The sequence below is a fragment of the Nocardioides sp. genome, assembly GCF_031397825.1.
GTDB lineage: Bacteria > Actinomycetota > Actinomycetes > Propionibacteriales > Nocardioidaceae > Nocardioides.
Map to the genome: position 1 here is coordinate 1 of NZ_JANNML010000084.1, position 21,916 is coordinate 21,916.

The 21,916-nt window shown below is 71.7% G+C and carries 20 protein-coding genes and 1 pseudogene; 15 read left to right on the forward strand and 6 right to left on the reverse strand.

Translation table 11 applies throughout. The annotated features are described in order from the left end of the window. The 6 genes from RMN98_RS07205 to RMN98_RS07230 all read left to right on the forward strand — a co-directional run. On the forward strand, window positions 1-656 hold a 656-nt coding region (locus RMN98_RS07205), incomplete at its 5' end, for an ATP-binding protein (protein ID WP_309648129.1). Continuing rightward, window positions 649-1,332, forward strand: a complete 684-nt coding sequence (locus RMN98_RS07210; RefSeq protein WP_309648130.1) for a response regulator transcription factor — start codon at window positions 649-651, stop codon at window positions 1,330-1,332. The genes RMN98_RS07205 and RMN98_RS07210, both read left to right, overlap by 8 nt. Before the next feature lie 85 nt (window positions 1,333-1,417). Further along, on the forward strand, window positions 1,418-2,854 hold the full coding sequence (locus tag RMN98_RS07215; RefSeq protein ID WP_309648131.1) for an APC family permease: 1,437 nt from the start codon (window positions 1,418-1,420) through the stop codon (window positions 2,852-2,854). 2 nt (window positions 2,855-2,856) lie between these two features. Then, window positions 2,857-3,324: a universal stress protein gene (locus RMN98_RS07220; protein ID WP_309648132.1), complete on the forward strand. Its 468-nt coding sequence runs from the start codon at window positions 2,857-2,859 to the stop codon at window positions 3,322-3,324. A gap of 18 nt (window positions 3,325-3,342) precedes the next feature. Further along, on the forward strand, window positions 3,343-4,221 hold the full coding sequence (locus tag RMN98_RS07225) for a M15 family metallopeptidase (RefSeq protein ID WP_309648133.1): 879 nt from the start codon (window positions 3,343-3,345) through the stop codon (window positions 4,219-4,221). A 35-nt stretch (window positions 4,222-4,256) separates the two neighbouring features. Next, a complete protein-coding gene (locus RMN98_RS07230) occupies window positions 4,257-4,613 on the forward strand; it encodes a hypothetical protein (RefSeq protein WP_309648134.1) in 357 nt (118 codons plus the stop codon). A gap of 150 nt (window positions 4,614-4,763) precedes the next feature. On the opposite strand, the gene RMN98_RS07235 is transcribed toward RMN98_RS07230, so the two are convergent. Continuing rightward, entirely contained in the window at window positions 4,764-5,780 is a 1,017-nt protein-coding gene (locus tag RMN98_RS07235; RefSeq protein WP_309648135.1) for a type IV toxin-antitoxin system AbiEi family antitoxin domain-containing protein, read from the reverse strand. Window positions 5,781-6,030: 250 nt separating this feature from the next. On the opposite strand from RMN98_RS07235, the gene pcrA reads away from it, so the two are divergent. Next, window positions 6,031-8,451, forward strand: coding sequence for a DNA helicase PcrA (gene pcrA, locus RMN98_RS07240; protein ID WP_397209058.1), 2,421 nt, complete (start codon window positions 6,031-6,033; stop codon window positions 8,449-8,451). 54 nt (window positions 8,452-8,505) lie between these two features. Here pcrA and RMN98_RS07245 read toward each other — a convergent pair whose 3' ends face one another. Then, window positions 8,506-9,459, reverse strand: a complete 954-nt coding sequence (locus RMN98_RS07245) for a M23 family metallopeptidase (protein ID WP_309648136.1) — start codon at window positions 9,457-9,459, stop codon at window positions 8,506-8,508. 287 nt (window positions 9,460-9,746) lie between these two features. Between RMN98_RS07245 and RMN98_RS07250 the strand changes: the two genes are divergently transcribed. The 3 genes from RMN98_RS07250 to sucD all read left to right on the forward strand — a co-directional run bounded on the left by RMN98_RS07250 (window position 9,747) and on the right by sucD (window position 12,312). Then, window positions 9,747-10,097, forward strand: coding sequence for a hypothetical protein (locus RMN98_RS07250; RefSeq protein WP_309648137.1), 351 nt, complete (start codon window positions 9,747-9,749; stop codon window positions 10,095-10,097). Between the two features lie 150 nt (window positions 10,098-10,247). After that, window positions 10,248-11,408, forward strand: coding sequence for an ADP-forming succinate--CoA ligase subunit beta (sucC, locus tag RMN98_RS07255; protein ID WP_309648138.1), 1,161 nt, complete (start codon window positions 10,248-10,250; stop codon window positions 11,406-11,408). A 10-nt stretch (window positions 11,409-11,418) separates the two neighbouring features. After that, window positions 11,419-12,312 (forward strand): succinate--CoA ligase subunit alpha, encoded by an 894-nt coding sequence (gene sucD, locus RMN98_RS07260; protein ID WP_309648139.1) that lies wholly within the window; start codon window positions 11,419-11,421, stop codon window positions 12,310-12,312. Window positions 12,313-12,399: 87 nt separating this feature from the next. Here the strand turns inward: sucD and RMN98_RS07265 are convergent, their stop codons facing one another. The 3 genes from RMN98_RS07265 to RMN98_RS07275 form a co-directional block, all read right to left on the reverse strand. Next, window positions 12,400-13,803 (reverse strand): hypothetical protein, encoded by a 1,404-nt coding sequence (locus tag RMN98_RS07265; protein ID WP_309648140.1) that lies wholly within the window; start codon window positions 13,801-13,803, stop codon window positions 12,400-12,402. Next, window positions 13,796-14,332 carry a sigma-70 family RNA polymerase sigma factor gene (locus RMN98_RS07270; RefSeq protein WP_309648141.1) on the reverse strand — a complete coding sequence of 179 codons (537 nt, stop codon included), beginning with the start codon at window positions 14,330-14,332 and terminating at the stop codon, window positions 13,796-13,798. Before RMN98_RS07270 ends, RMN98_RS07265 begins: the two co-directional genes overlap by 8 nt. 142 nt (window positions 14,333-14,474) lie before the next feature. Beyond that, the gene (locus RMN98_RS07275; RefSeq protein ID WP_309648142.1) at window positions 14,475-16,328 is read right to left on the reverse strand and encodes a hypothetical protein; all 1,854 of its coding nucleotides are present in this window, start codon (window positions 16,326-16,328) and stop codon (window positions 14,475-14,477) included. 116 nt (window positions 16,329-16,444) lie between these two features. Here RMN98_RS07275 and RMN98_RS07280 point away from each other — a divergent pair, with 116 nt between their 5' ends. From RMN98_RS07280 to RMN98_RS07300, 5 genes are all read left to right on the forward strand, one after another. Next, on the forward strand, window positions 16,445-17,725 hold the full coding sequence (locus RMN98_RS07280; RefSeq protein WP_309648143.1) for a DUF6350 family protein: 1,281 nt from the start codon (window positions 16,445-16,447) through the stop codon (window positions 17,723-17,725). A gap of 10 nt (window positions 17,726-17,735) precedes the next feature. Further along, window positions 17,736-18,356, forward strand: a complete 621-nt coding sequence (gene purN, locus RMN98_RS07285) for a phosphoribosylglycinamide formyltransferase (protein WP_309648144.1) — start codon at window positions 17,736-17,738, stop codon at window positions 18,354-18,356. Window positions 18,357-18,491: 135 nt separating this feature from the next. Further along, window positions 18,492-20,048 carry a bifunctional phosphoribosylaminoimidazolecarboxamide formyltransferase/IMP cyclohydrolase gene (gene purH / locus RMN98_RS07290; RefSeq protein WP_309648145.1) on the forward strand — a complete coding sequence of 519 codons (1,557 nt, stop codon included), beginning with the start codon at window positions 18,492-18,494 and terminating at the stop codon, window positions 20,046-20,048. Between the two features lie 97 nt (window positions 20,049-20,145). Continuing rightward, window positions 20,146-20,994 carry a bifunctional methylenetetrahydrofolate dehydrogenase/methenyltetrahydrofolate cyclohydrolase gene (locus RMN98_RS07295; RefSeq protein ID WP_309648146.1) on the forward strand — a complete coding sequence of 283 codons (849 nt, stop codon included), beginning with the start codon at window positions 20,146-20,148 and terminating at the stop codon, window positions 20,992-20,994. Beyond that, window positions 20,991-21,368: a DUF3017 domain-containing protein gene (locus RMN98_RS07300; RefSeq protein ID WP_309648147.1), complete on the forward strand. Its 378-nt coding sequence runs from the start codon at window positions 20,991-20,993 to the stop codon at window positions 21,366-21,368. The genes RMN98_RS07295 and RMN98_RS07300 overlap by 4 nt, the downstream gene beginning before the upstream one ends. A gap of 82 nt (window positions 21,369-21,450) precedes the next feature. On the opposite strand, the pseudogene RMN98_RS07305 reads toward RMN98_RS07300, so the two are convergent. Continuing rightward, a pseudogene (locus RMN98_RS07305) lies at window positions 21,451-21,916 on the reverse strand (malate dehydrogenase); the annotation flags it as partial.

A 21,916-nucleotide genomic window follows, 5' to 3' on the forward strand; every position in this document is an offset into this window, starting at 1 on the left:
TCGGTGTCGTCGTTCTCGGAATCGTAAGCGGGCCCTGGGTCTTCGGGGGGGCCTCCGAGCTCACCGCCGAGCGATGGGAACGGGTCCGCACCCTGGAGCGCGCCGACGTCGCCGCGCATCTGCACGACTCGGTCCTGCAGACCCTCGCGCTCATCCAGAAGAACCCCGGTGACGCCGCCACGGTCGCCCGTCTCGCTCGGTCCCAGGAGCGCGACCTGCGTGCGTGGCTCTACTCCGGGGAGTCCCTCGACGAGAGCAGCGTCGCCAGTGCCCTGCGTGGTGTCGCGGCCTCGGTCGAGGACGCCCACGGCATCTCCGTCGACGTGGTCACGGTGGGCGACTGCCCGATGGAGGAGTCCCTGCGCCCCGCTGTCGCAGCGACGCGCGAGGCGATCACCAACGCCGCCAAGCACGCCGGCGTCGGGCGGGTCGACGTCTACGCCGAGGTGACACCCGCGGCGGTGGACGTCTTCGTCCGTGACCGCGGGCCCGGCTTCGACCTCGACCAGGTGCCCGGCGACCGCTACGGCGTACGCCACAGCATCGTGGACCGGATGCAGCGCCACGGCGGCTCTGCCGACGTGCGGTCCGACACCGAGGGCACCGAGGTGCGCCTGCACCTGCCGCGACCCACCCAGGAGGAGCACCATGACTGAGCCCAGGACGACCCCGGTCCGGGTCGTGATCGTCGACGACCACGCGATGTTCCGCAGCGGTGTGCGCGGTGAGCTGACCACCGTCGGGGCCGGGAGCGTCGAGGTGCTGGCCGAGGCCGCCGACGTCGACGAGGCACTTGCGGCGATCATCGCCCACCAGCCCGACGTCGTGCTCCTCGACGTGCACCTGCCGGGGGGTGGAGGGGTCGAGGTGATGCGGCGCCTGCTGGCGTCCCCGAGGTCGGTGCCCGCGGTGGTGCCCCGCTTCCTGGCGCTGAGCGTGTCCGACGCGGCCGAGGACGTGATCGGCACGATCCGGGGAGGAGCGCGCGGCTACGTCACCAAGACGATCACCGGTCCCGAGCTGGTCTCCGCGATCCAGCGGGTCGCCGAGGGCGACGCGGTGTTCTCGCCCCGGCTCGCCGGGTTCGTCCTCGACGCCTTCGCCGGCTCGATCGACGTGTCGGCGGTCGACGAGGACCTCGACCGGCTGACCGAGCGTGAGCGCGAGGTCATGCGCCTGATCGCTCGCGGCTACGCCTACAAGGAGGTGGCCAAGGAGCTCTTCATCTCGATCAAGACCGTCGAGACCCACATGTCGTCGGTGCTGCGCAAGCTCCAGCTGTCCTCGCGCCACGAGCTCTCCCGGTGGGCCTCGGACCGTCGCCTGCTCTGAGCGCTCGCGGGGGGCGCCGCGTGTTTGGGACCTGATCCTGGTGGGTAGTCGGCCCCGAACGCTTGAGTCGATCCAGGAGGCACCCGTGAGCACAGCGACATCCGACACGACGGCAGAGCCCGAACAGGACGGGGAGCTCAAGCGGTCGATCACCGGCCGCCTGCTCTTCTTCTACACCCTCGGCGACGTGCTCGGCTCCGGCATCTACGTCCTCATCGGGCTGGTCGCCGCTGCGGTGGGCGGCGCCTTCTGGATCGCCTTCGCCCTCGGCGTGACCGTCGCGGCGATCACCGGGGCGGCGTACGCCGAGCTGGTGACGAAGTACCCGCGGGCCGCAGGCGCCTCGCTCTACGTCAACAAGGCGTTCGGCAGCCGCCCGCTCACCTTCCTGATCACCGTGTCCTTCCTGGCCGCCAGCATGGCCGCCTCGGGCTCGCTGGCGGTGGGCTTCGCCTCCTACTTCGACACCCTCTGGTCCGGCCCTCCGGCCCTGCTGATCTCGCTGGTCTTCGTGGCGCTGCTGGTCGTCGTCAACTTCATCGGCATCACGGAGTCGGTGTGGATGAACATGCTGATGACCTTCGTCGAGGTCGGCGGCCTGCTGATCGTGCTCATCATCGGCATCGTCTTCATCGGCCAGGGCGACGCCGACTTCGGCGTCCTGACCCAGATCGACACCTCGGGCGACTACGGCAGCCCCGCACTCGCCGTCCTGGCCGGCATCTCCTTCTCGTTCTTCGCGATGACGGGCTTCGAGAACACCGCCAACGTCGCCGAGGAGACGATCGATCCCTTCAAGGCGTTCCCGCGCTCCCTGGTCGGCGGCATGATCGTGGCCGGCGTGGTCTACGTCCTGGTCTCCATGGCTGCCGCACTGACCGTGCCGACCGAGACGCTGGCCAACTCCGACGCGGCCCTGCTCGAGGTGGTGGAGGCGGGGATCCTGCCCGTCTCCACGTCGTTCATGAGCACGCTGTTCTCGGTCATCGCGCTGATCGCGATCACCAACACCACCCTCGTCACGATCGTCACCCAGCCCCGTGTCCTCTACGGCATGGCCCGTGAGGACGTCGTGCCCGGCGTGTTCGCCAAGGTCCACCCGACCCGCCGCAGCCCCTGGGTCGGCCTGATCTTCTCCGGTGTCGTCGTGGGCTCGCTGCTGGTCATCGGCACCCTGGTCACGGAGGCAGGCGGCGGCATCGACCTCGTCGGTCGCCTCGCCACGGTCACCGTCGTGCTGCTTCTGGCGATCTATGCCCTGGTCATCGTCGCCTGCCTCAAGCTGCGCGGCCAGGACGAGGACCAGCCGTTCTTCCGTGCCAACACCCCGCTGCTCCTCGTGGGGCTGGTCGGCAACGTGGCGATCCTCGCCTTCACGGTCTACGACGACCCCCACTCGCTGATCTGGTGTGCGGGCCTGCTCGGCGTCGGCTTCGTCCTCTTCCTCGCCGAGTACCTGTTCGGCAGCAGCGGCACCGGCTCCCGCACCCCTGATCTCGACTCCTCGTCCACGGAGGTCTGACCATGCACGTCATCGTCGCCACGGACGGCTCCCGGCCGTCGCTGGCCGCTGCCAAGCAGCTCAAGGCGTTCGCCGACCCGGCCAAGATCACCGAGATCTCGGTGGTCGCGGTGATCCGGCCGCTGGCCTCGGTCGCCTTCGCCGACGACCTCTCGGAGGGCAAGCTCGACGGATCGTTCCGCGACGCCGCGCAGAGCGCCCTGGACACCATCGCGGCGGTCTACGACGGCTGGGGTCCGAAGGTCAGCAAGCGCATCCGCAGCGGCTCTGCGGCCAACGAGATCATCAAGGCTGCCCGCCAGTACGACGCCGGGTTGGTCGTCGTCGCCGCCGGTGGCCGCGGTCTCAGCGACACGGTCCTGCTCGGCAGCACCGCCCAGCGGGTCCAGCACTCGGCCCCGTGCCCGGTGCTGGTCGTGCGTCCGGCGCCGCGCGCCCCCAAGGCGCCCCGGACCCGCACGAAGGCCTAGCTAGCGCACACTGGTCGGGTGGTGCGACGACTGGTCCTGGTGCTGCTGACGGTGGGCCTGACCGCCTGTGCCTCCCCGGAGCCGGCCGAGTCACCTGCGGCACCGGCGCCGTCGCGCCCCACATCGCCGAGCCCGGACACGTCGGCCACGGGCGACCCGTCACGTGCGCCGACGCCTGCGGGCCCGTCGTACTCGACCTGGGTGCTGGGGTCGCAGGTGCTGCCCCTGCGGGCCGACGGCTATGGCGAGGTCCGAGCGACGCCACCGTCGTTGCGGGTGCGCCGCTACCGCACGGTGGACCTGCTGCCGCCCCCGCTGGACGGGGCCTTCCGCTCGAGCACCGGTCCTGTCACCGACGCGCTGCGCGCCCGGATGGGGGAGACCTGGCAGCCGGGCTGCCCGGTACCGCTGGCCGACCTCCGCTACGTCACGGTCGGCTTCCGCGGCTTCGACGGTGCGGCGCACACCGGAGAGCTCGTCGTCGCCGCGGGCGAGGCGACCGACGTGGTCAGCGTCTTCCGCGCGCTGTTCCGCGCGGGCTACCCGATCGAGGAGATGCGGCTGCCGACCACGGCCGACCTGGTGGCCCCGCCGACCGGTGACGGCAACAACACCGCGGCGATGGTCTGCCGCCCCACGACCGGCTCGACGACCACGCTCTCGGCGCACGCCTACGGCCTCGCCATCGACCTGAACCCCTTCGTCAACCCCTACGAGCGCGGGGACCTGGTGCTGCCGGAGCGGGCGTCGTCCTACCTCGACCGGTCGTGGCGCCGACCCGGGATGCACGCCGACGGATCGGTCGCGGTGCGCGAGTTCGCTCGCATCGGCTGGTCGTGGGGCGGCGACTTCCAGAGCCTCAAGGACTACCACCACTTCACGGCGACGGGTCGTTGACGCCCGCCTGCTCAGGAGCGCACTAGTCTGCGCGCATGGAGACCGTGCGCCTCGTCCTGCTGATCATCCACATCCTCGGCTTCGCCGCACTCTTCGGCGGCCTCGTCGTCCAGGCCGGAGCTCCCGAGAAGTCGGTCAACTCCGCCATGCGCGACGGTGTCGGCACGGCCTTCCTGGCCGGCCTGGCGCTCGTCGGCGTGCTCGAGGCCGGGGACGACCCGGTCAACCACGCCAAGATCGGCGTGAAGTTCGCCATCGGCCTGGTGCTGCTGATCCTGGTCATGGCCAACATGCGCAAGGAGCGCGTCCCCCAGGGCCTCTGGGTCGGCCTGATCGCCCTCTCCGTGATCAACATCGGAGTCGCGGTGCTCTGGTCGCCCGCCCACACCTGAGGCGGCCCGTCGCTCGAGCCGGCCGTCGACCTGTAACACGTCGTCCACCCATCTTCGAGACCGTTGCAACGGTCTCGAAGATGGGGTAACTGCGTGTTACAACTTCTCGGTCGCACTCAGCAGGTGCCTGTCGCCGGCGGCGCAGGAGGCTCAGGCGGCTCGGTGCGGTTGCTGCGCGGGGCGTGGGCCTCGGGGGCGGTGGGGCCCGAGGTCGTCGATCGAGGAGCCGAACCGGGCCAGGGTGTCCAGGACCTCGCGTCGCATCCGGCTGAGGGCCTGCCCGCGTCGGTCTCCCCACAGGTCGCCCCAGACGATCCGGGACATGCCCAGCTTGAAGCCGCAGACGAAGTCCTGCCGTTGCTTCTCGCGCCAGACGACGTCCTCGGCAGAGGCAAGGGCGACACCGCCGTCCTCAGCGCGCTGGTACTTCACCCGTCCGTCGAACTCGAACACGTGGCGGCCGATGCGAAGGTCGCACCAGACCGTGCGGAGGCCGTCGGTCAGGCCGAACTGCACCTCCGGCCGACCGAAGCCGAGCTCGCTGACCAGCAGCCGCGCGAGACTCTCGCCGGGGTTGTCGGCACCGAGCGCGGCGAGGTCGAGAGCGTCGCGGACCCGCGTGACGTGCGGCCAGCAGCGCATGGGCGGGTCGACGGCCGCCTGCAGTGCCTCACGCGTGACGCCGAGTCGCAGTGCCGAGTCAAACGCGACCACCCCGTGGGCCAGCGGCTGCTCCCGAGAGACGTCGGCCGCCGTCCGCGCTGCGTCGAGCAGCGGGCGGCCATCAACCATGGTGACCTGCGAGTGGTCGTACGGCGCCAGGTGGTGCTTGACGTCGTGGCGCACGTGGGACCCGACGAGACCCGGCCGCGTCACGTGGGTCAGAGCGTTGGTCGGACGCAGGGTCGCCAATCCGAGCAGCAGCGCGGCGGAGTCGTGGCTCATCACGTGCGGCCGGATCATCTTCAGGCTCGCGGCCCGGTCGGCGAGGAGCTGGCGCGCCTGCCAACCAGCCTCCCTCGCTGCTGCGACCACGGACGTCTCGGCGTAGACGCCACGGCGTACGGCGGTCCACGCGCCCTCATTCACCAAGCGGTCGACGCGGGGTCCGTCGAGGCCGGCAGCCGCGGCCTGCTGGCGCGTGACGAGCCCTTGCTGGAGTGCCATGTGAGCCTTGACGTCGGGGTGCACGGTGCCCGCCTGCCCGGCTACGCCGTGCCTCAACCCGGGCGTTCCTCGACCTGTGGAGAAGCGCTGTGCGCCAGGCCCGCCGGCGGGTCGAGGGCTGGCCGCGGACATGTAACACGTCGTTACCCCATCTACGAGACCGTTGCAGCGGCCGGGTAGTTGAGGTCACGACGTGTTACATGCCGCCGCCGCCCCCACCGTCGGCAGCCGCACGTAGGCTGGACCCAGCATGAGCACCCCGTCGTCAGCCCCCCAGTTCGCGTTCCCCGGCATGGACGGGCACGACCCCGACGAGCCCCGCACCACGCGACGCGGTCCGACCCGCGAGGAGCTGCTCGAGGGCCTCAACGAGCCGCAGGCGGCGGCGGTGCAGCACGCCGGGACGCCGCTCCTGGTGGTCGCGGGCGCAGGGTCGGGCAAGACGCGGGTGCTCACCCGACGCATCGCCTGGCTGATCTCCGAGCGCAAGGCGCACCCGGGCTCGATCCTCGCGATCACCTTCACCAACAAGGCCGCGGGCGAGATGAAGGAGCGCGTCGAGGAGCTGGTCGGCAAGCGCGCGCGGATCATGTGGGTGAGCACCTTCCACTCCGCGTGCGTCCGGATCCTCCGCAAGGAGATCGACAAGATCGGCTACAAGTCCAACTTCTCGATCTACGACTCCGCCGACCAGAAACGCCTCATGGGCCTGGTCATCAAGGACCTCGACCTCGACGCCAAGAAGTTCCAGCCCGGGCCGGTCCTGCACTGGGTCAGCAACCACAAGAACGAGCTGCGCGACGCCGAGGCGGCCGCCGCCGACACGCACAACCACCTCGAGGAGCAGTACGCCGCCGCCTACACGCTCTACCAGCGCCGGCTGCGGGAGGCCAACGCCCTCGACTTCGACGACCTGATCATGACGGCCGTGCACCTGCTCCAGGCCTTCCCCGAGGTGCGCGAGACCTACCGGCGACGCTTCCGGCACGTGCTGGTGGACGAATACCAGGACACCAACCACGCGCAGTACGCCCTGGTCCACCAGCTGTGCGCCGACGACCCCGAGCTGTCCGAGGCCGAGCGCGTGGAGCCGGCCGAGCTGATGGTGGTGGGTGACGCCGACCAGTCGATCTACGCGTTCCGCGGCGCCAACATCCGCAACATCATGGACTTCGAGCAGGACTTCCCCGACGCGACGTCGATCCTGCTCGAGCAGAACTACCGCTCGACCCAGACCATCCTCACCGCGGCCAACGCGGTCATCGGGCACAACAAGAGTCGCAAGCCCAAGCGGCTGTGGTCCGACGCCGGAGACGGCGAGCGCATCGTCGGCTACGTCGCCGACGACGAGCGCGACGAGGCCCGCTTCGTCTCCGAGGAGATCGACACCCTCGTCGACTCCGGCGGGCGGGCCGGTGACGTCGCGGTGTTCTACCGCACCAACGCCCAGTCCCGGGTCTTCGAGGAGGTGTTCATCCGCACCGGGCAGCCCTACAAGGTGGTCGGGGGGGTGCGCTTCTACGAGCGGCGCGAGGTGCGCGACGCCCTGGCCTACCTGCGGATGCTCAGCAACCCCGACGACCAGGTGTCGCTGCGCCGGATCCTCAACACGCCCAAGCGCGGCATCGGGGACCGCGCGGTCGCCTGCGTCGGCCTCCTCGCCGAGCGCGACGGGCTGACCTTCTGGGAGGCGTTGCGCCGGGCCGACCAGGCCCCCGGCCTGGCGACCCGCTCGCTCACCAACATCCGTGGCTTCGTCGCGATGGTGGAGGAGCTCCAGTCGATGGTCGAGGCCGACGAGCGCGCCGACGTGATCCTCGAGTCGGTGCTCGCCCGCTCCGGCTACCTCACCGAGCTCGAGGCCTCCGACGACCCGCAGGACGCCACCCGCCTGGAGAACCTCGCCGAGCTCGTCGCGGTGGCCCGGGAGTTCTCCGACGACCCGGTTGCCGGCCCCAGCGCCGACCCGGCCGACGTCGACGCCGGCCTGGTCGCACCCGGCCTCGGGGACTTCCTGGAGCGGGTGGCCCTGGTGGCCGACTCCGACCAGATCCCCGACGACGACGACGACCAGGGCGTCGTCACCCTGATGACCCTCCACACAGCCAAGGGCCTGGAGTTCCCCGTCGTCTTCCTGAGCGGGCTCGAGGACGGCGTCTTCCCGCACTCGCGCTCTCTCGGCGACCAGACCGAGCTCGAGGAGGAGCGCCGCCTGGCCTACGTCGGCGTCACCCGCGCGCGCACCCGCCTCTACATCTCCCGCGCGGTCGTACGCTCGGCCTGGGGTGCTCCCTCGCACAACCCGGCGTCGCGCTTCCTGGACGAGCTGCCGATCGACCTCGTGGACTGGCGCCGGACCGAGGCTGCGCAGACGCGGTGGGGCCGCCCCGACCTGGCCACCGGCTCACCGGCCAACCTCGGTACGCCGACCGCGGCGGGTCGACGCAACTTCTCCTCCGCAGCGGCGCGCGCCGACGCGGCGGCCAAGGCCAAGCCCGCGCGCGAGATCCCGTCCCTGGAGCCGGGCGACCGCGTCATCCACGACTCGTTCGGGATGGGCACCGTCGTCGCGCTCGAGGGCGTGGCCGACAAGACGGTCGCGTCGATCGACTTCGGCTCCGAGGGCGTCAAGCGGCTGTTGCTGCGCTACGCACCGGTCGAGAAGCTCTGAGCGAGAACCCCGGCGCGGGAGCGGACGCCGGGGAGCCCGGCGTCCGGGGGTGCGTCAGAAGACCGCGCCGTGGACCAGCATCGCCTGGTAGGGGTCGACCGGGTCGCCGCCACCGGGGCGGACCTCGAGGTGCAGGTGCGAGCCGGTCACGTTGCCGGTCGCGCCGACGGTGCCGATGACCTCGCCGGCCTGCACCACGTCACCCACGGAGACGGCCTGGGTGGTCTGGTGGGCATACCAGATCTCGGTGCCGTCCTCGAGCGTCACCACGGTCTTGTTGCCGTAGGAGCCGTCGTAGCCGACGAAGGTGACGACACCGTTGGCCACCGACATGATCGGGTCGCCGGTGTTGCCGTTGAAGTCGAGGCCGGTGTGGTAGCTGGCCCAGAGTCCGTACTCGCCGTAACGGGCGGTCAGGACCACCGGGCTCAGCGGCATGACCCACTGGTTGAGCGCGATCTTGTCGGCCTGCACCTGTGCCTGCTCGGCGAACTGCGCAAGGGCGGCGTTGCGCTGCTTGGCCTGGGCCTCGGCGGCCTCGACCAGCTCGGGGTCGGTGGCCTGGTCGAGGGACTGTCGACGCGAGTCGCGGCTGACGGTGGCCGAGCGCTCCAGCGTGTTGACGCTCCCGGTGCCGCTAGCCCCGCTGAGGGCGCTGGCGGCGCTGAGCTGGGCGGGCACGTTGTCGGCAAGCTGGGGGCCGGCGGAGCTGATCGCGCCACCGATCGAGACGGCGAGGGTGGCGATGCCGAGGAGGACGGGTGCGGACGGGACGCCCTTGACCAGGGGCCCGCGGCCGCCGGCGTGCTTGACGGCCCTGCGCTTGCCGGCCGCCGTGACACCGGGAGCGGGCCGGTCGGAGCTGTCCACGACGTCGACCAGGATCGGCGTCGGAGCGGTGACGGAGACGACCGGGGCGGCGGTCACGGGGGCCGTCGCGATGCGACGTCCGACGTAGGGCGTGACCTCGGCGTTTGCTGCGTCGGCGCGGCGGGTACCTGACGCCACCGAGGGTCGGCGTCCTGTGGGGCGTCGATCCGCTCGGTGGTTGCCCATGCTTGGTGTCTCCGCTTTCGTTGGTACGTCGGCTCTGACAGTGACGAGCGCTCGACCGGTAGGGCCAAGCGCAGAACAGGCACTGTAACGGATGGGTCACGGGTCCGAAAATCCCGGTCCGGAACGCTGTGGACGCCTCAGGCACAGCCAGGCGGCGTCGTACGCCGGTCCGCCGGCGGCCTCGGATGTGGTCCTGGTCACACGGGGTCGCCACCCCAGGCGTGATCTAGCCTGCCTGCATGATCCGCGTCGTCGTCGTCGAGCACGGAGCGGGCGACCTCGGCGTGGCGCCGGGCCGGGCGCTGCGCGACGCCGGGCTGGAGGTCGTCCACGCCGGCCCGCAGGACCGGCCGGAGCACGTTGTCTCCTGCGTCGTCCAGGAGGACGCCGACGTCCTCGTGGTCGCGTTGGAGGCGGGGGAGGCGGGCGAGACCAGTGCGGGAGAGGCGTGCTTCCTCGACGAGCTCCGGACGCAGCTGGAGCGCGCGGGCGCCGGTGACGTGCTGCTCGTGGAGACCCGCGGCGCGGCCGGAGTCGCCGACCGGGTGGCTGCCGCGCTGGACGCGCAAGCACGCGACGTACGCGACTGAGGCTCCTCACCCATCGGTCGTATGCCCCGCGTCACGTCGTTCTGGTCTCGTCCTGGGCGGCACGACGGGTCTAGGGTGCCGGGGACACCCCAAAGCACGGCGCGCGGCCGTACACGGCTGCCCGCTCAATTATGAGGACACGGTGGATCTGTGGATCTGATGGAATTCCAGGCGAAGGAGCTCTTCGCCAAGCACGACGTCCCGGGTGCCCCCGGCATCGTCGCCACGACGCCTGCCGAGGCTCGTGCCGCGGCTGAGAAGCTCGGCGTGTGCGTGGTCAAGGCCCAGGTCAAGGCCGGCGGTCGCGGCAAGGCCGGCGGCGTCAAGCTCGCCAAGACCCCCGACGAGGCCGAGGAGCACGCCACCGCGATCCTCGGCATGGAGATCAAGGGCCTCACCGTCCACCGCGTGCTGATCGCGCCGGCGGCCAGCATCCTCGAGGAGTACTACTTCTCCTTCCTGCTGGACCGCGCCAACCGCCAGTACCTCTGCATCGCCAGCATCGAGGGTGGTGTCGAGATCGAGGAGGTCGCGAAGACCAACCCCGACGCCGTCAAGCAGATCCCGATCAACGCCGGCACCGGCGTCGACGAGGCCAAGGCTCGCGAGATCGTCGCCGAGGCCGGCTTCCCCGAGGTGCTGGTCGAGCAGGCCGTCAGCCTGGTGCTCAACCTGTGGAAGGTCTTCGTCGAGGAGGACGCCACCCTGGTCGAGGTCAACCCTCTCGCCCGGCTCGAGGGCGACTCCCTCGAGGCGCTCGACGGCAAGGTCTCCCTGGACGAGAACGCCGAGTTCCGTCACGAGGACCACGCGAGGTTCGAGGACAAGGACGCCGCCGACCCCCTCGAGGCCAAGGCGAAGGCCAAGGGCCTCAACTACGTCAAGCTCGACGGTGCCGTCGGCATCATCGGCAACGGCGCCGGACTGGTCATGTCGACGCTCGACGTCGTCGCCTACGCCGGTGAGGCGCACGGCGGCGTGAAGCCCGCCAACTTCCTGGACATCGGCGGCGGCGCCAACGCGCAGGTCATGGCCGACGGCCTCGACGTCATCCTCAACGACGCCCAGGTGAAGAGCGTGTTCGTCAACGTCTTCGGTGGCATCACCGCCTGCGACGAGGTCGCCAACGGCATCAAGGGCGCCCTGGAGATCCTCGGCGCCGAGGCCACCAAGCCGCTCGTCGTCCGCCTCGACGGGAACAACGTGGAGGAGGGCCGTCGGATCCTCGACGAGCTCAACCACCCGCTGGTCACCCAGGTCGACACCATGGACGGAGCGGCCGACAAGGCCGCCGAGCTCGCGAACGCGTAAGGACGAAGACATGTCTATCTACCTCAACAAGGACTCCAAGATCATCGTCCAGGGCATGACGGGCGGCATGGGCTCCAAGCACACCACCCTGATGGTCCAGGCCGGATCCACCATCGTCGGCGGCGTCAACGCCCGCAAGGCCGGCACCTCGGTCGAGCTGGCCGGCAAGGACCTCCCGGTCTTCGGCAACGTCGCCGAGGCGATGAAGGAGACCGGCGCCGACGTGTCGGTCGTCTTCGTGCCGCCGGCGTTCACCAAGGACGCCTGCATCGAGGCCATCGACGCCGGCATCGGCCTGCTCGTGGTCATCACCGAGGGCGTGCCCGTGCAGGACACGGCCGAGGTGTGGGCCTACCTCGAGGGGCCCAGCAACCACGGGGCGACGCGCATGATCGGCCCCAACTGCCCCGGCATCATCACGCCGGGCGAGTCGCTGGCCGGCATCACCCCGCACACCATCGCGGGCACCGGTCCGGTCGGCCTGGTGTCGAAGTCCGGCACGCTGACCTACCAGATGATGTACGAGCTGCGGGACTACGGTTTCTCGACCGCCATCGGCATCGGCGGCGACCCGATCGTCGGCACCACCCACATCGACGCCCTCGCGGCGTTCGAGGCGGACCCCGACACCAAGGCGATCGTGATGATCGGCGAGATCGGCGGCGACGCCGAGGAGCGGGCAGCGGCCTACATCAAGGACAACGTCACCAAGCCGGTCGTCGGCTACGTCGCGGGCTTCACGGCCCCCGAGGGCAAGACGATGGGCCACGCCGGCGCGATCGTGTCCGGCTCGTCCGGCACCGCGCAGGCCAAGAAGGAGGCCCTCGAGGCCGTCGGTGTCAAGGTCGGCAAGACGCCGTCCGAGACCGCCCAGCTGATGCGGGACATCCTGCAGAGCATGTGATCCACCGGCGCCGCCACGGCGTCACGCACCACGGCCCGCCCGGTCTGACCGGGCGGGCCGTCGTGCTTCTCGTCGTACGACGTCTCGTCAGCAGCCTGCCTCGGTGAAGGCGCACATCGCGGCGACCACCTCGGCGGACGCGGCGGTCTGTGCGGTGACCTGGCCGTCGGAGCCCTGCAGCATGCCCTCGCCGCTGGTGATGTCGATCAGCACCGCCGACCCGACCCTGACCACGTGCAGGACCTCCAGCCCGATCGCGGGCGAGCCCTGGAGCTCGGAGGTGCGCACGACTGCCCAGGACTCACCGCCCACCGCCGTGCGCCGCACGTCGTGGAGCGAGACGTAGCCGTCCGAGCCGGGGTCGCGGGGACAGTCGCGGTAACGCTGGAGGAACTCACCCTGGTAGGCGACGGCGGCATCGGCGTCGGCGAAGGCCAGGAGCACCCGCGCCCGGTAGTCCTCCGGATTGGCCCACAGCGTCGCGAGGCGGTCGACGGAGCGTGCGGCCGGCAGGCCGGTCTCGCACACGTCCACCCCGTCGAGGACCTCCACGTCCTCAGCGGGCCCGGTCAGGCCGTAGTCGGGACCGGGCTCGCTGTCGGTCGGGAAGCCCGCGGCGAGGGGGAACTCGGCCGGGATGACGTCGCCGGCCGCCGGCGCCTCGCTCGACGGTGCCTCGCTCGACGCAGTCTCGCCCCCGCAGGAGCCCGAGAAGACGCACATCTGCTCGACGATCGGGTTGATGTCGGCGGCATACTGCGCCCGCACCGGGGCGAGCGCCGTCGGGTCCGACTCGCTGTAGCGGGAGGTGACCAGGAGGGCATTGCCGACCCGCACGAGCTGCAGGATCTCGGCGGCGAGACCGACCGAGCCGTCGGTCTCGTAGGTGGCGGACACGACGGCGGAGTCGTCCCCGACGTCGGACCTCGTCACCTCGTGCAACGTCGCGCTGCCGGGTGCGGACTCCTCCCGAGGGCAGCCCATCGCCGCGTCGACCAGCGCGTCGAGGACGCGGGCGGCGCCCTCGACGTCGGGGTAGACGACCAGCTCGCGTGCGTCGGAGTACTCCGGCCCCGAGGACGCGACGAACATCGACTCCGTGCGGTCGTCGTCCTGCAACGGCTGTCCGCTGTCGCAGAAGCCGACCTCGGAGAGCCCGACCCCACCGCGGGCCGGCACGACCGGCTGGCCGTCGTCGTTGTCGGGCATGTTGACGGAGAGGTCGATCGCGTCGAGCGGCGAGCTGCCGGTCTGGGTGGTCGTGACCGAGGGGGTCGGGTCGGCCGGGTCGACCGTGCGGGAGTCCCGGTCGTTGCCGATCACGGCGCCGCCCGTGGCGACGACGGCGACCGCGGCGGCCGCGGCGAGCGCGATGCCCGTCGTACGACGGCGACGGTGGCGGTCGCCCAGGCGCCGCACCTCGGCGGCGGGGAGGGGGTTCTTGGAGCCTCCGGGGTCGAAGTTCTCGAGGGCGTCGATGGGGTCACGCATGGTGTGCTCCCTCCTGGAGTCCGCTGTGGGGTGGGTCGTGGGGCGGGTCGTGGGGCTGGTCCGAGAGCAGCGCGGCGAGCGCTGTGCGACCGCGGCTGAGCCGGGCCTTGATGGTGCCTTCGGGCACGCCCACCTCGGCGGCGACGGCATGCACCGGAAGGTCGGCGATGTGGTGGAGCACCAGGGCCTGCCGCTGCGCCTGCGGCAGCTGGCGCAACGCCTCGACGAGGGCGACGTGCGTCTCGTCGACGGCGGCTGCGACTGCTGCCTGCCCGACCGCGCGGTCAGGTGCCCGCCGGCCCCTCGCCGTGCGGCGCCAGCGGCTCACCGCCAGGCGGTAGGCCGTGGTGCGGACCCAGGCCTCCGGGTGCTGCGTCCTCTCGAGCTGGCGCCGGTGCGACCAGGCCCGCACGAAAGCCTCCTGCACGCACTCCTGCGCCTCGTCCCGGTCGCCGATCATCGCGTGGAGCTGGTGCGTGACCCGGCTGAAGGAGGCGGTGTAGAAGTCGTCGAACTCGCGTTCGTCCATCGACTCGTCCCGTCTGTCGTGGTGCGTGGTTGTCAGGAGGGATACGCCACGACGGGGTCCACGGTTGCACGACCGTTCCGGAATCTTCCGGAGCCGGGAGCCGGGGAGCCGGGGAGCCGGGGGAGGCGGGGGAGGCGGGGCCTCAGGGGCGCGGCAGGCGGGCGAGGCGCTGGAGCGCGCGCTCGGCGACGGCCGCAAAGGTCCCGTCGGCCAGGATGGCCTCGCCATCGGGCACGAAGGTCAGCTGGGCGACCGACGTGTCGTTGCGCAGGATCGCCATCGAGTAGCTCACCGACTCGTTGTCGGAGATCTCGGTGGTGAGGTCCCAGACGGTGAGGTCGGTCCCGGCCTCGTCGACGTGCGAGACGCGCACGACGTCGGTGCCGAGGTCCTTGTCGGAGCAGTCGGCGAGGCGGGTGCGGATCTGCTCGACGAACGTCACCGCGCGCTTCTGGGGCAGCGAGGCGACGGTCTCGGTGATGCCGAAGCGCACGGGCAGGCGCGCCTCGGGGATCACGAAGGTGCGGGTGAGGTTGTTGGTGAAGGGCTTGCCCTCGAAGCTGCCCTGGAAGCTCGCGTCGTCGCACCGGGTCGCGGCCACGTTGGTCGTGGCCCGACGGGGCTCGGTGCCGACCCAGGGTCGCTCCACGCCCGTCACCGGCGGCAGGTCCAGCTCGCTGAGCATCGCCGGCGCGGCGCCGACGGGCAGCGGGTCGGCGTCGGCGAGGCGGGGGGCACCGGCGCACCTCCCGCCGTCGGGCAGCGTGCAGAGACCGTCGACCGCGTCGGCGAGCAGCCCCGCGGCACCGTCGACGTCGGGCCGCGCGTCGTCACGCACGGTGGTGATCGTCGTGGTGACGTAGGTGCCGCTGCGTGCGATGCCCACGCTCATCGTCTGCACGGGGGCGTCGAAGCTGCGCAGCGTCATGAGCATCGCCTGGTCTCCCACGAAGCCGACCGTGCGGGTGCCGAGGAGCTGGACGCGCTCGACCAGGCACGCGCCGTACCACTCGAGCGCGGTGCCGTAGGCCCGTCGGGCGGCCCGGGGGGTCGCGGACTCCTCGGTGAGCTGGAGGACGGTCGTCGGGGGCTTCCGGGGAGCGGGAGCGGCGGCGAACGCGCGCACGAGGGCCGCGGTCCCACGGGGGTCTGCGTAGCGTGACTGCTGGCAGGGCGCGATCAGGCCGCTGCCCTCCGAGTTGTCCCCCGTGCGGCGGATGGACCAGGTGCGAGACGGGGAACGACGCTGCACCTGGGCCTCGGTGAGGAGCGTGGCCTCGTCGAGCACGACCTCGGGCGTCGCCGCGGTGGACGCGTCGCCGGTGGGGGAGGAGGAGGCCTGGCTGCCGCTGAAGTCGAGGTCGGGGCGCACCCCGGTCACGTCGGTCACCAGCGAGCCGGCGACCAGGAAGGCGGCGACGGTGGCCACGACCCCCACGGTGGTGTGCGTACGACGCCGCGCGGCGCCCGCTCGCCGCACGATCGGCGCGCGGGGGAAGCGCACCGCGCTGGTGACCTGCGCCAGGCCCTGGAGCTGGATCGGGATCTCGGCTGCGGCGATGTCGCGGGCCAGGGCGAACTGGGAGGCCGCCGTCTGGAGCTCACGCTCGGCCTCCTCGAGGGGCAGACCGACCTCGCGCGCCATCTGCGGCATCGTCACGGTGGCCAGCTGGGTCAGCAGCAGGACCTTGCGCTGGGGGACGGTCAGCGTCGCCAGCGCGTCGAGGGTCGCCTTGACCTCGGCGTCGATGCCGCTCTCCTTGTGCCACCGCCGGGCCGTGTGCCGGCGCTGGGCGTGACGCCAGGCGTGCGGGCGCACCGAGGACTCGGGGTCGTCGAGCCGCGAGACCTTGCGCCAGTGGTGCCAGGCGACGATGAAGGAGTCGCGGACCGCGCTGCGGGCCGCGGTCAGGTCACCCGTCAGGGCATAGGTCTGCAGCAGCAGCCGCTCACCTGCCTCGCGGTAGAACGCGTCGAACTCCTGGGGGTCCCTCATGGCCGCTCCACGGTAGTCGAGACGCTGCGGCGACCCCAAAGCCCGCGGGCGCGTCCCGAGTCACACCGGCGTGGGAGCGCCGAGGGTCCCGGAGGCCGCGTGATGATGGGACGGTCATGACTTCACTGCTCCCACCGTCGGCCCCGGCGCGGAGTCGCTCGGCGGCCGAGGTCTCCCGTGACCTGACCGCCCGACGTCCGCTGGTCCTGCTCGCCACGTTCGCCGGCGTGGTGGCCGCGACCAGCACCCTGGTGGTCTGTCTCGCGGTCGGCGTCGTCGGTTGGTTCCTCACCGACGCCGGAGCCCACGGCACGCCGCGCGACGGGCTCCGCACGGGCGCCCTCGGCTGGTTGATGGCCCACGGCTCGGGCGTGACCGTGCAGGGGGTCGCCGTCACCGTCGTGCCCCTCGGCATCACGGCGCTGTGCGCCTGGGCGCTGTGGCGGGTCGGTCACGGCCTCGGCGAGGCGGTCTCGGGCCACGGGCCCGACGCCGACCGGATCGTCGACGGCGAGCGCGACCTCACCGTGCCGCTCGCGGCCGGCCTCTTCACCACCGCCTACGTCGTCGTCGCGGTGCTGACGGCGAGCCTGGCCGGCACGACCGCCACCGCGCCCGACACCGGCCGGGTGGTGCTCTGGTCGCTGGTCCTGGCGGGGGGCCTGGGCGGCTCGGCCATCGCTATCGGCTCCGGCCGGGCCGCGATCTGGGCGTCCTTCGTCCCCTCCTCGCTGCGGGCCGGCCTGACCGCCTGCCGACGCATCCTGCTCGCCTGGCTCGCGGTGAGCCTGCTGAGCTTCGTGGTCGCCCTCCTCGTCGACGCCAGCACCGCGATCAACGTGATGTCACAGCTCCACACCGACGCGGGCGACGCCACCCTCTTCACCGCCCTCAGCGCCACGGTGGTGCCCAACGCAGCGGTCTTCTCGGGTGCCTACCTGCTCGGCCCCGGCTTCACGGTCGGCGTGGGCACCCTGGTCAGCCCCGCCGCCGTCCTGGTCGGGCCGCTCCCGATGTTCCCCCTGCTGGCCGCCCTCCCCGACGCCGGCCCGACCGCCGCCTGGACCGGCCTGCTGGTGGCCGTGCCGTTCCTCGTCGCCGCCTGGGGTGCCATCCGCGCCCAGCGGCTCAACCCGACGCTGCGCTGGGAGGAGGGGGCGGCGCGCGGCTGCATCGGTGGCGTCCTCGCCGGTGTCGTCTTCGGCGTGCTGGCCTCGGTGGCCGGCGGCGCCGTCGGCCCTGGCCGCATGCGCGACGTCGGGCCCCTCGTCTTCGACGTGCTGCTCCACGCGATCACGGCCTTCGGCATCGGTGGCCTGGTCGGTGGCCTGGTCATCACCTGGTGGCAGCGCCGGACCGCCCGGACCGACGAGACGCTCGAGGTCACAGGCTCCTAGACTCCGGTCCGTGCCAGTGCCCCGTCCCGCCCGCCTCGTCGTGCTCGTGTCCGGCTCCGGCACCAACCTGCAGGCGCTGCTCGACGCCTGCACCGACCCGTCGTACGGCGCCTCGGTGGTCGCGGTCGGCGCGGACCGCGACGGCATCGAGGGCCTCGCGCGCGCCGACGCCGCGGGCGTCCCCACCTTCGTCAAGCGGGTCCAGGACTTCACGACCCGGGAGCACTGGGACCGGGCGATGGCGGAGACGGTGGCCAACTTCGAGCCCGACCTGCTCGTGCTCGCGGGCTTCATGAAGCTCGTGGGCGAGGAGTTCCACAGCCGCTTCGGCGGTCGCACCGTCAACACCCACCCGGCCCTGTCGCCGTCGTTTCCCGGCATGCACGGCCCGGCCGACGCCCTGGAGCACGGCGTCAAGGTGAGCGGGTGCACCCTCTTCGTCGTCGACGACGGCGTCGACACCGGGCCGATCGTGGCTCAACGGGCCGTACCCGTCGAGGACGACGACACGACCGCGACGCTGCACGACCGGATCAAGGCGGCCGAGCGGGAGATGCTCGTCGACGCGGTCGGTCGGATGGCCCGCGAGGGCTTCACGATCACCGGGCGGAAGGTCCGGTTCGGTCGTTGACCCCCGGTGCGCCCTATGCTGGGACCACACGACTGGCGCAGGTGGGCGGACCACCAGGGAGTGCCCCGTTCCGGGGATCGGCGAGAGCATCGAACGCCTGGGTGCCCTCATCACCACCGATGAGGAGACCCCACCATGACTGACCAGATCCCGATCCGACGCGCGCTCGTCTCGGTCTTCGACAAGACCGGGCTCGAGGGGCTCGTCCGCGGCCTGCACGACGCCGGCGTCGCGCTCGTCTCGACCGGCGGCTCCGCGGCACTCATCGAGGGCCTCGGCCTGCCCGTGACCAAGGTCGAGGACCTCACGGGCTTCCCCGAGTGCCTCGTCGGTCGCGACACGCCGCTGCACCCGGGGGTGCACGCCGGCATCCTGGCCGACCGCCGCCTCGACTCCCACGTCCAGCAGCTCGCCGACCTCGAGGTCGAGCCGTTCGACCTGGTGGTCTGCAACCTCTACCCCTTCGTCGACACCGTCGCCTCGGGCGCCGGCCCCGACGAGTGCGTCGAGCAGATCGACATCGGGGGCCCCTCGATGGTCCGCGCGGCCGCCAAGAACCACCCGTCGGTCGGCATCGTGACCTCGCCCGCCCGCTATGCCGACGTGCTCGCCGCGGTCGCCGCCGGCGGCTTCACCTATGAGCAGCGCAAGGTCCTCGCAGCGGAGGCCTTCGTCCACACCGCCTCCTACGACGTGGCCGTCGCGTCCTGGATGGGCAACGTGCTGACCGACACCTCCGAGGGCCAGGGCTTCCCGGCCTGGGCCGGCGCGACCTGGGACAAGGCCGCCGTGCTGCGCTACGGCGAGAACCCCCACCAGGGCGCCGCGCTCTACGTCGACGCGCACCGCACCGGGCTGGCGCAGGCGACCCAGCTGCACGGCAAGGAGATGTCCTACAACAACTACCTCGACGCCGACGCGGCCCGCCGGGCCGCCTACGGCTTCGACGAGCCGACGGTGGCGATCATCAAGCACGCCAACCCGTGCGGCATCGCGGTCGGCGTCGACGTGGCCGAGGCCCACCGCAAGGCCCACGCCTGCGACCCCGTGTCGGCCTTCGGGGGCGTCATCGCCACCAACGTGCCGGTCTCCGTCGAGATGGCCCGCCAGGTCGCCGAGGTCTTCACCGAGGTCGTCGTGGCCCCGGGCTACGAGGACGGCGCCGTGGAGGTCCTGGCCGCGAAGAAGAACATCCGTCTCCTCGAGTGCGGACCCCTGGGCCACGGCGAGGTCGAGATGCGCGCGATCTCCGGTGGGCTGCTGATGCAGCAGCGCGACTACGTCGACGCCGACGGCGACGACCCGACGACCTGGACGCTCGCCACGGGCGAGGCTGCCTCCGCCGCCCTCCTCGCCGACCTCGCCTTCGCCTGGAAGGCCTGCCGCTCGGTCAAGTCCAACGCGATCCTCCTCGCCAAGGACGGCGCCTCGGTCGGTGTCGGCATGGGTCAGGTCAACCGCGTCGACTCCTGCAAGCTCGCGGTGGAGCGGGCGGGTGAGCGCTCCCGAGGCGCGGTCGCAGCGTCCGACGCGTTCTTCCCCTTCGAGGACGGTCCGCAGATCCTCATCGACGCCGGCGTGGCCGCGATCGTCCAGCCGGGTGGCTCGGTGCGTGACGAGCTGACGATCGAGGCGGCCAAGGCCGCCGGCGTGACCATGTACTTCACCGGCACCCGCCACTTCTTCCACTGATCGCGACGGCGGCACGAGGTCGCGACGGAGCGTGTCGAGACCCGGTGACGTGCGCGCCGACCTCCACCCCTGACCTCCCGATGCAAGGATGTGACAGATGACAGCACAGCGACTGGACGGCTCGGCCACCCTCAAGGTGATCAAGGCCGAGCTCACCGCACGTGTCCGCGTGCTCAACGAGCAGGGCGTCTTCCCGGGCCTCGGCACGGTGCTCGTGGGCGACGACCCGGGCTCCCACTGGTACGTCGGCGCCAAGCACCAGGACTGCGCCGAGATCGGCATCGAGTCGATCCGCCGCGACCTGCCCGCGACGGCGACCCAGGCAGAGGTGGAGGCGGTGATCGACGAGCTCAACGCCGACCCCGCCTGCACCGGCTTCCTGGTGCAGCAGCCCACCGGGCTCGACGAGTTCGCCCTGCTCTCGCGCGTCCACCCCGACAAGGACGTCGACGGACTGCACCCCACCAACCTCGGCAAGCTGGTGCTGGGGGAGCAGGGCCCGCTGCCCTGCACCCCGATCGGGTGCATCGAGCTGCTGCGGCGCCACGGCGTCGAGATCAACGGGGCCGAGGTCGTCGTCGTCGGTCGCGGGCTCACCGTCGGTCGACCGCTCGGGCTGCTGCTCACCCGGCGCTCCGAGAACGCCACGACCACCCTGTGCCACACCGGCACCCGCGACCTCGCCGCCCACGTGCGCACCGCCGACGTGGTCGTCGCGGCCGCCGGGGTGCCCGGCATCATCACGGCTGCGATGGTCAAGCCCGGCGCCGCCGTCCTCGACGTGGGGGTCTCCCGTGTCGACGGCAAGATCGCCGGTGACGTCGCCGCCGACGTGTGGGACGTCGCCGGTTGGGTCTCGCCCAACCCCGGCGGGGTCGGACCCATGACCCGCGCGATGCTGCTCTCCAACATCGTGGCCACCGCCGAGAAGTCCCTCGGGCTGTGACCGACAGCGCGCTCCCGGACGACCGGCGCCCCGAGGAGCCGGTCGACCAGGGCGCGCCCGGGCCCGAGGAGGCGCCCGACGAGCAGGCGCCCGACGAGCGTCGCTACCCGTCGACCATCGGCGGTGCGTTCTACCTCGGGGTGCTCATCACCAGCTCGGTCGGTTTCGCGATCGTCCTGGGTGGCAACTGGCGCCTGGGCATCCGGTGGCTCGCCTCGTCGCTGCTGGCGGCCGCCGCCCTGCGGCTGGTCCTGCCGCAGCGAGACGCTGGCATGCTCGCCGTGCGCCACCGGCTCGTGGACGTCGGCCTCCTCGCCGGGGTCGGCGGGCTGCTGATCTTCCTCGCCAAGACCATCCCCGACCAGCCGCTCTGAGTCACGGGACGCCCCCACGCCGACGACCCGCCCCGAGCCAGGCTCGGAGCGGGTCGTCGTACGTCGGGACGGGCCGGTCAGATCAGATCAGACCGAGCTCCGTCACGGCAGCGCGCTCGTCGGCGAGCTCGGCGGTGGAGGCGTCGATGCGACCGCGGGAGAAGTCGTCGATCTCCAGGCCCTGGACGATCTCCCAGTCGCCGTCCTTGGTGGTGACGGGGAAGGAGGAGATGAGGCCCTCGGGGACGCCGTAGGAACCGTCGGAGACGACCGCCATGGAGACCCAGTCGTCGGCGGCGGAGCCGAGCAGCCAGTCGCGGGCGGCGTCGACGGTGGCGGACGCGGCGGAGGCGGCCGAGGACGAGCCCCGGGCCTCGATGATCGCGGCGCCGCGCTTGGCGACGGTCGGGATGAAGTCGTTCTCGATCCAGGCCTGGTCGCCCACGACCTCGGCGGCGTTCCTGCCGCCGACCTCGGCGTGGAAGAGGTCGGGGTACTGGGTGGCGGAGTGGTTGCCCCAGATCGTCATCTTCTTGATGTCGGTGACC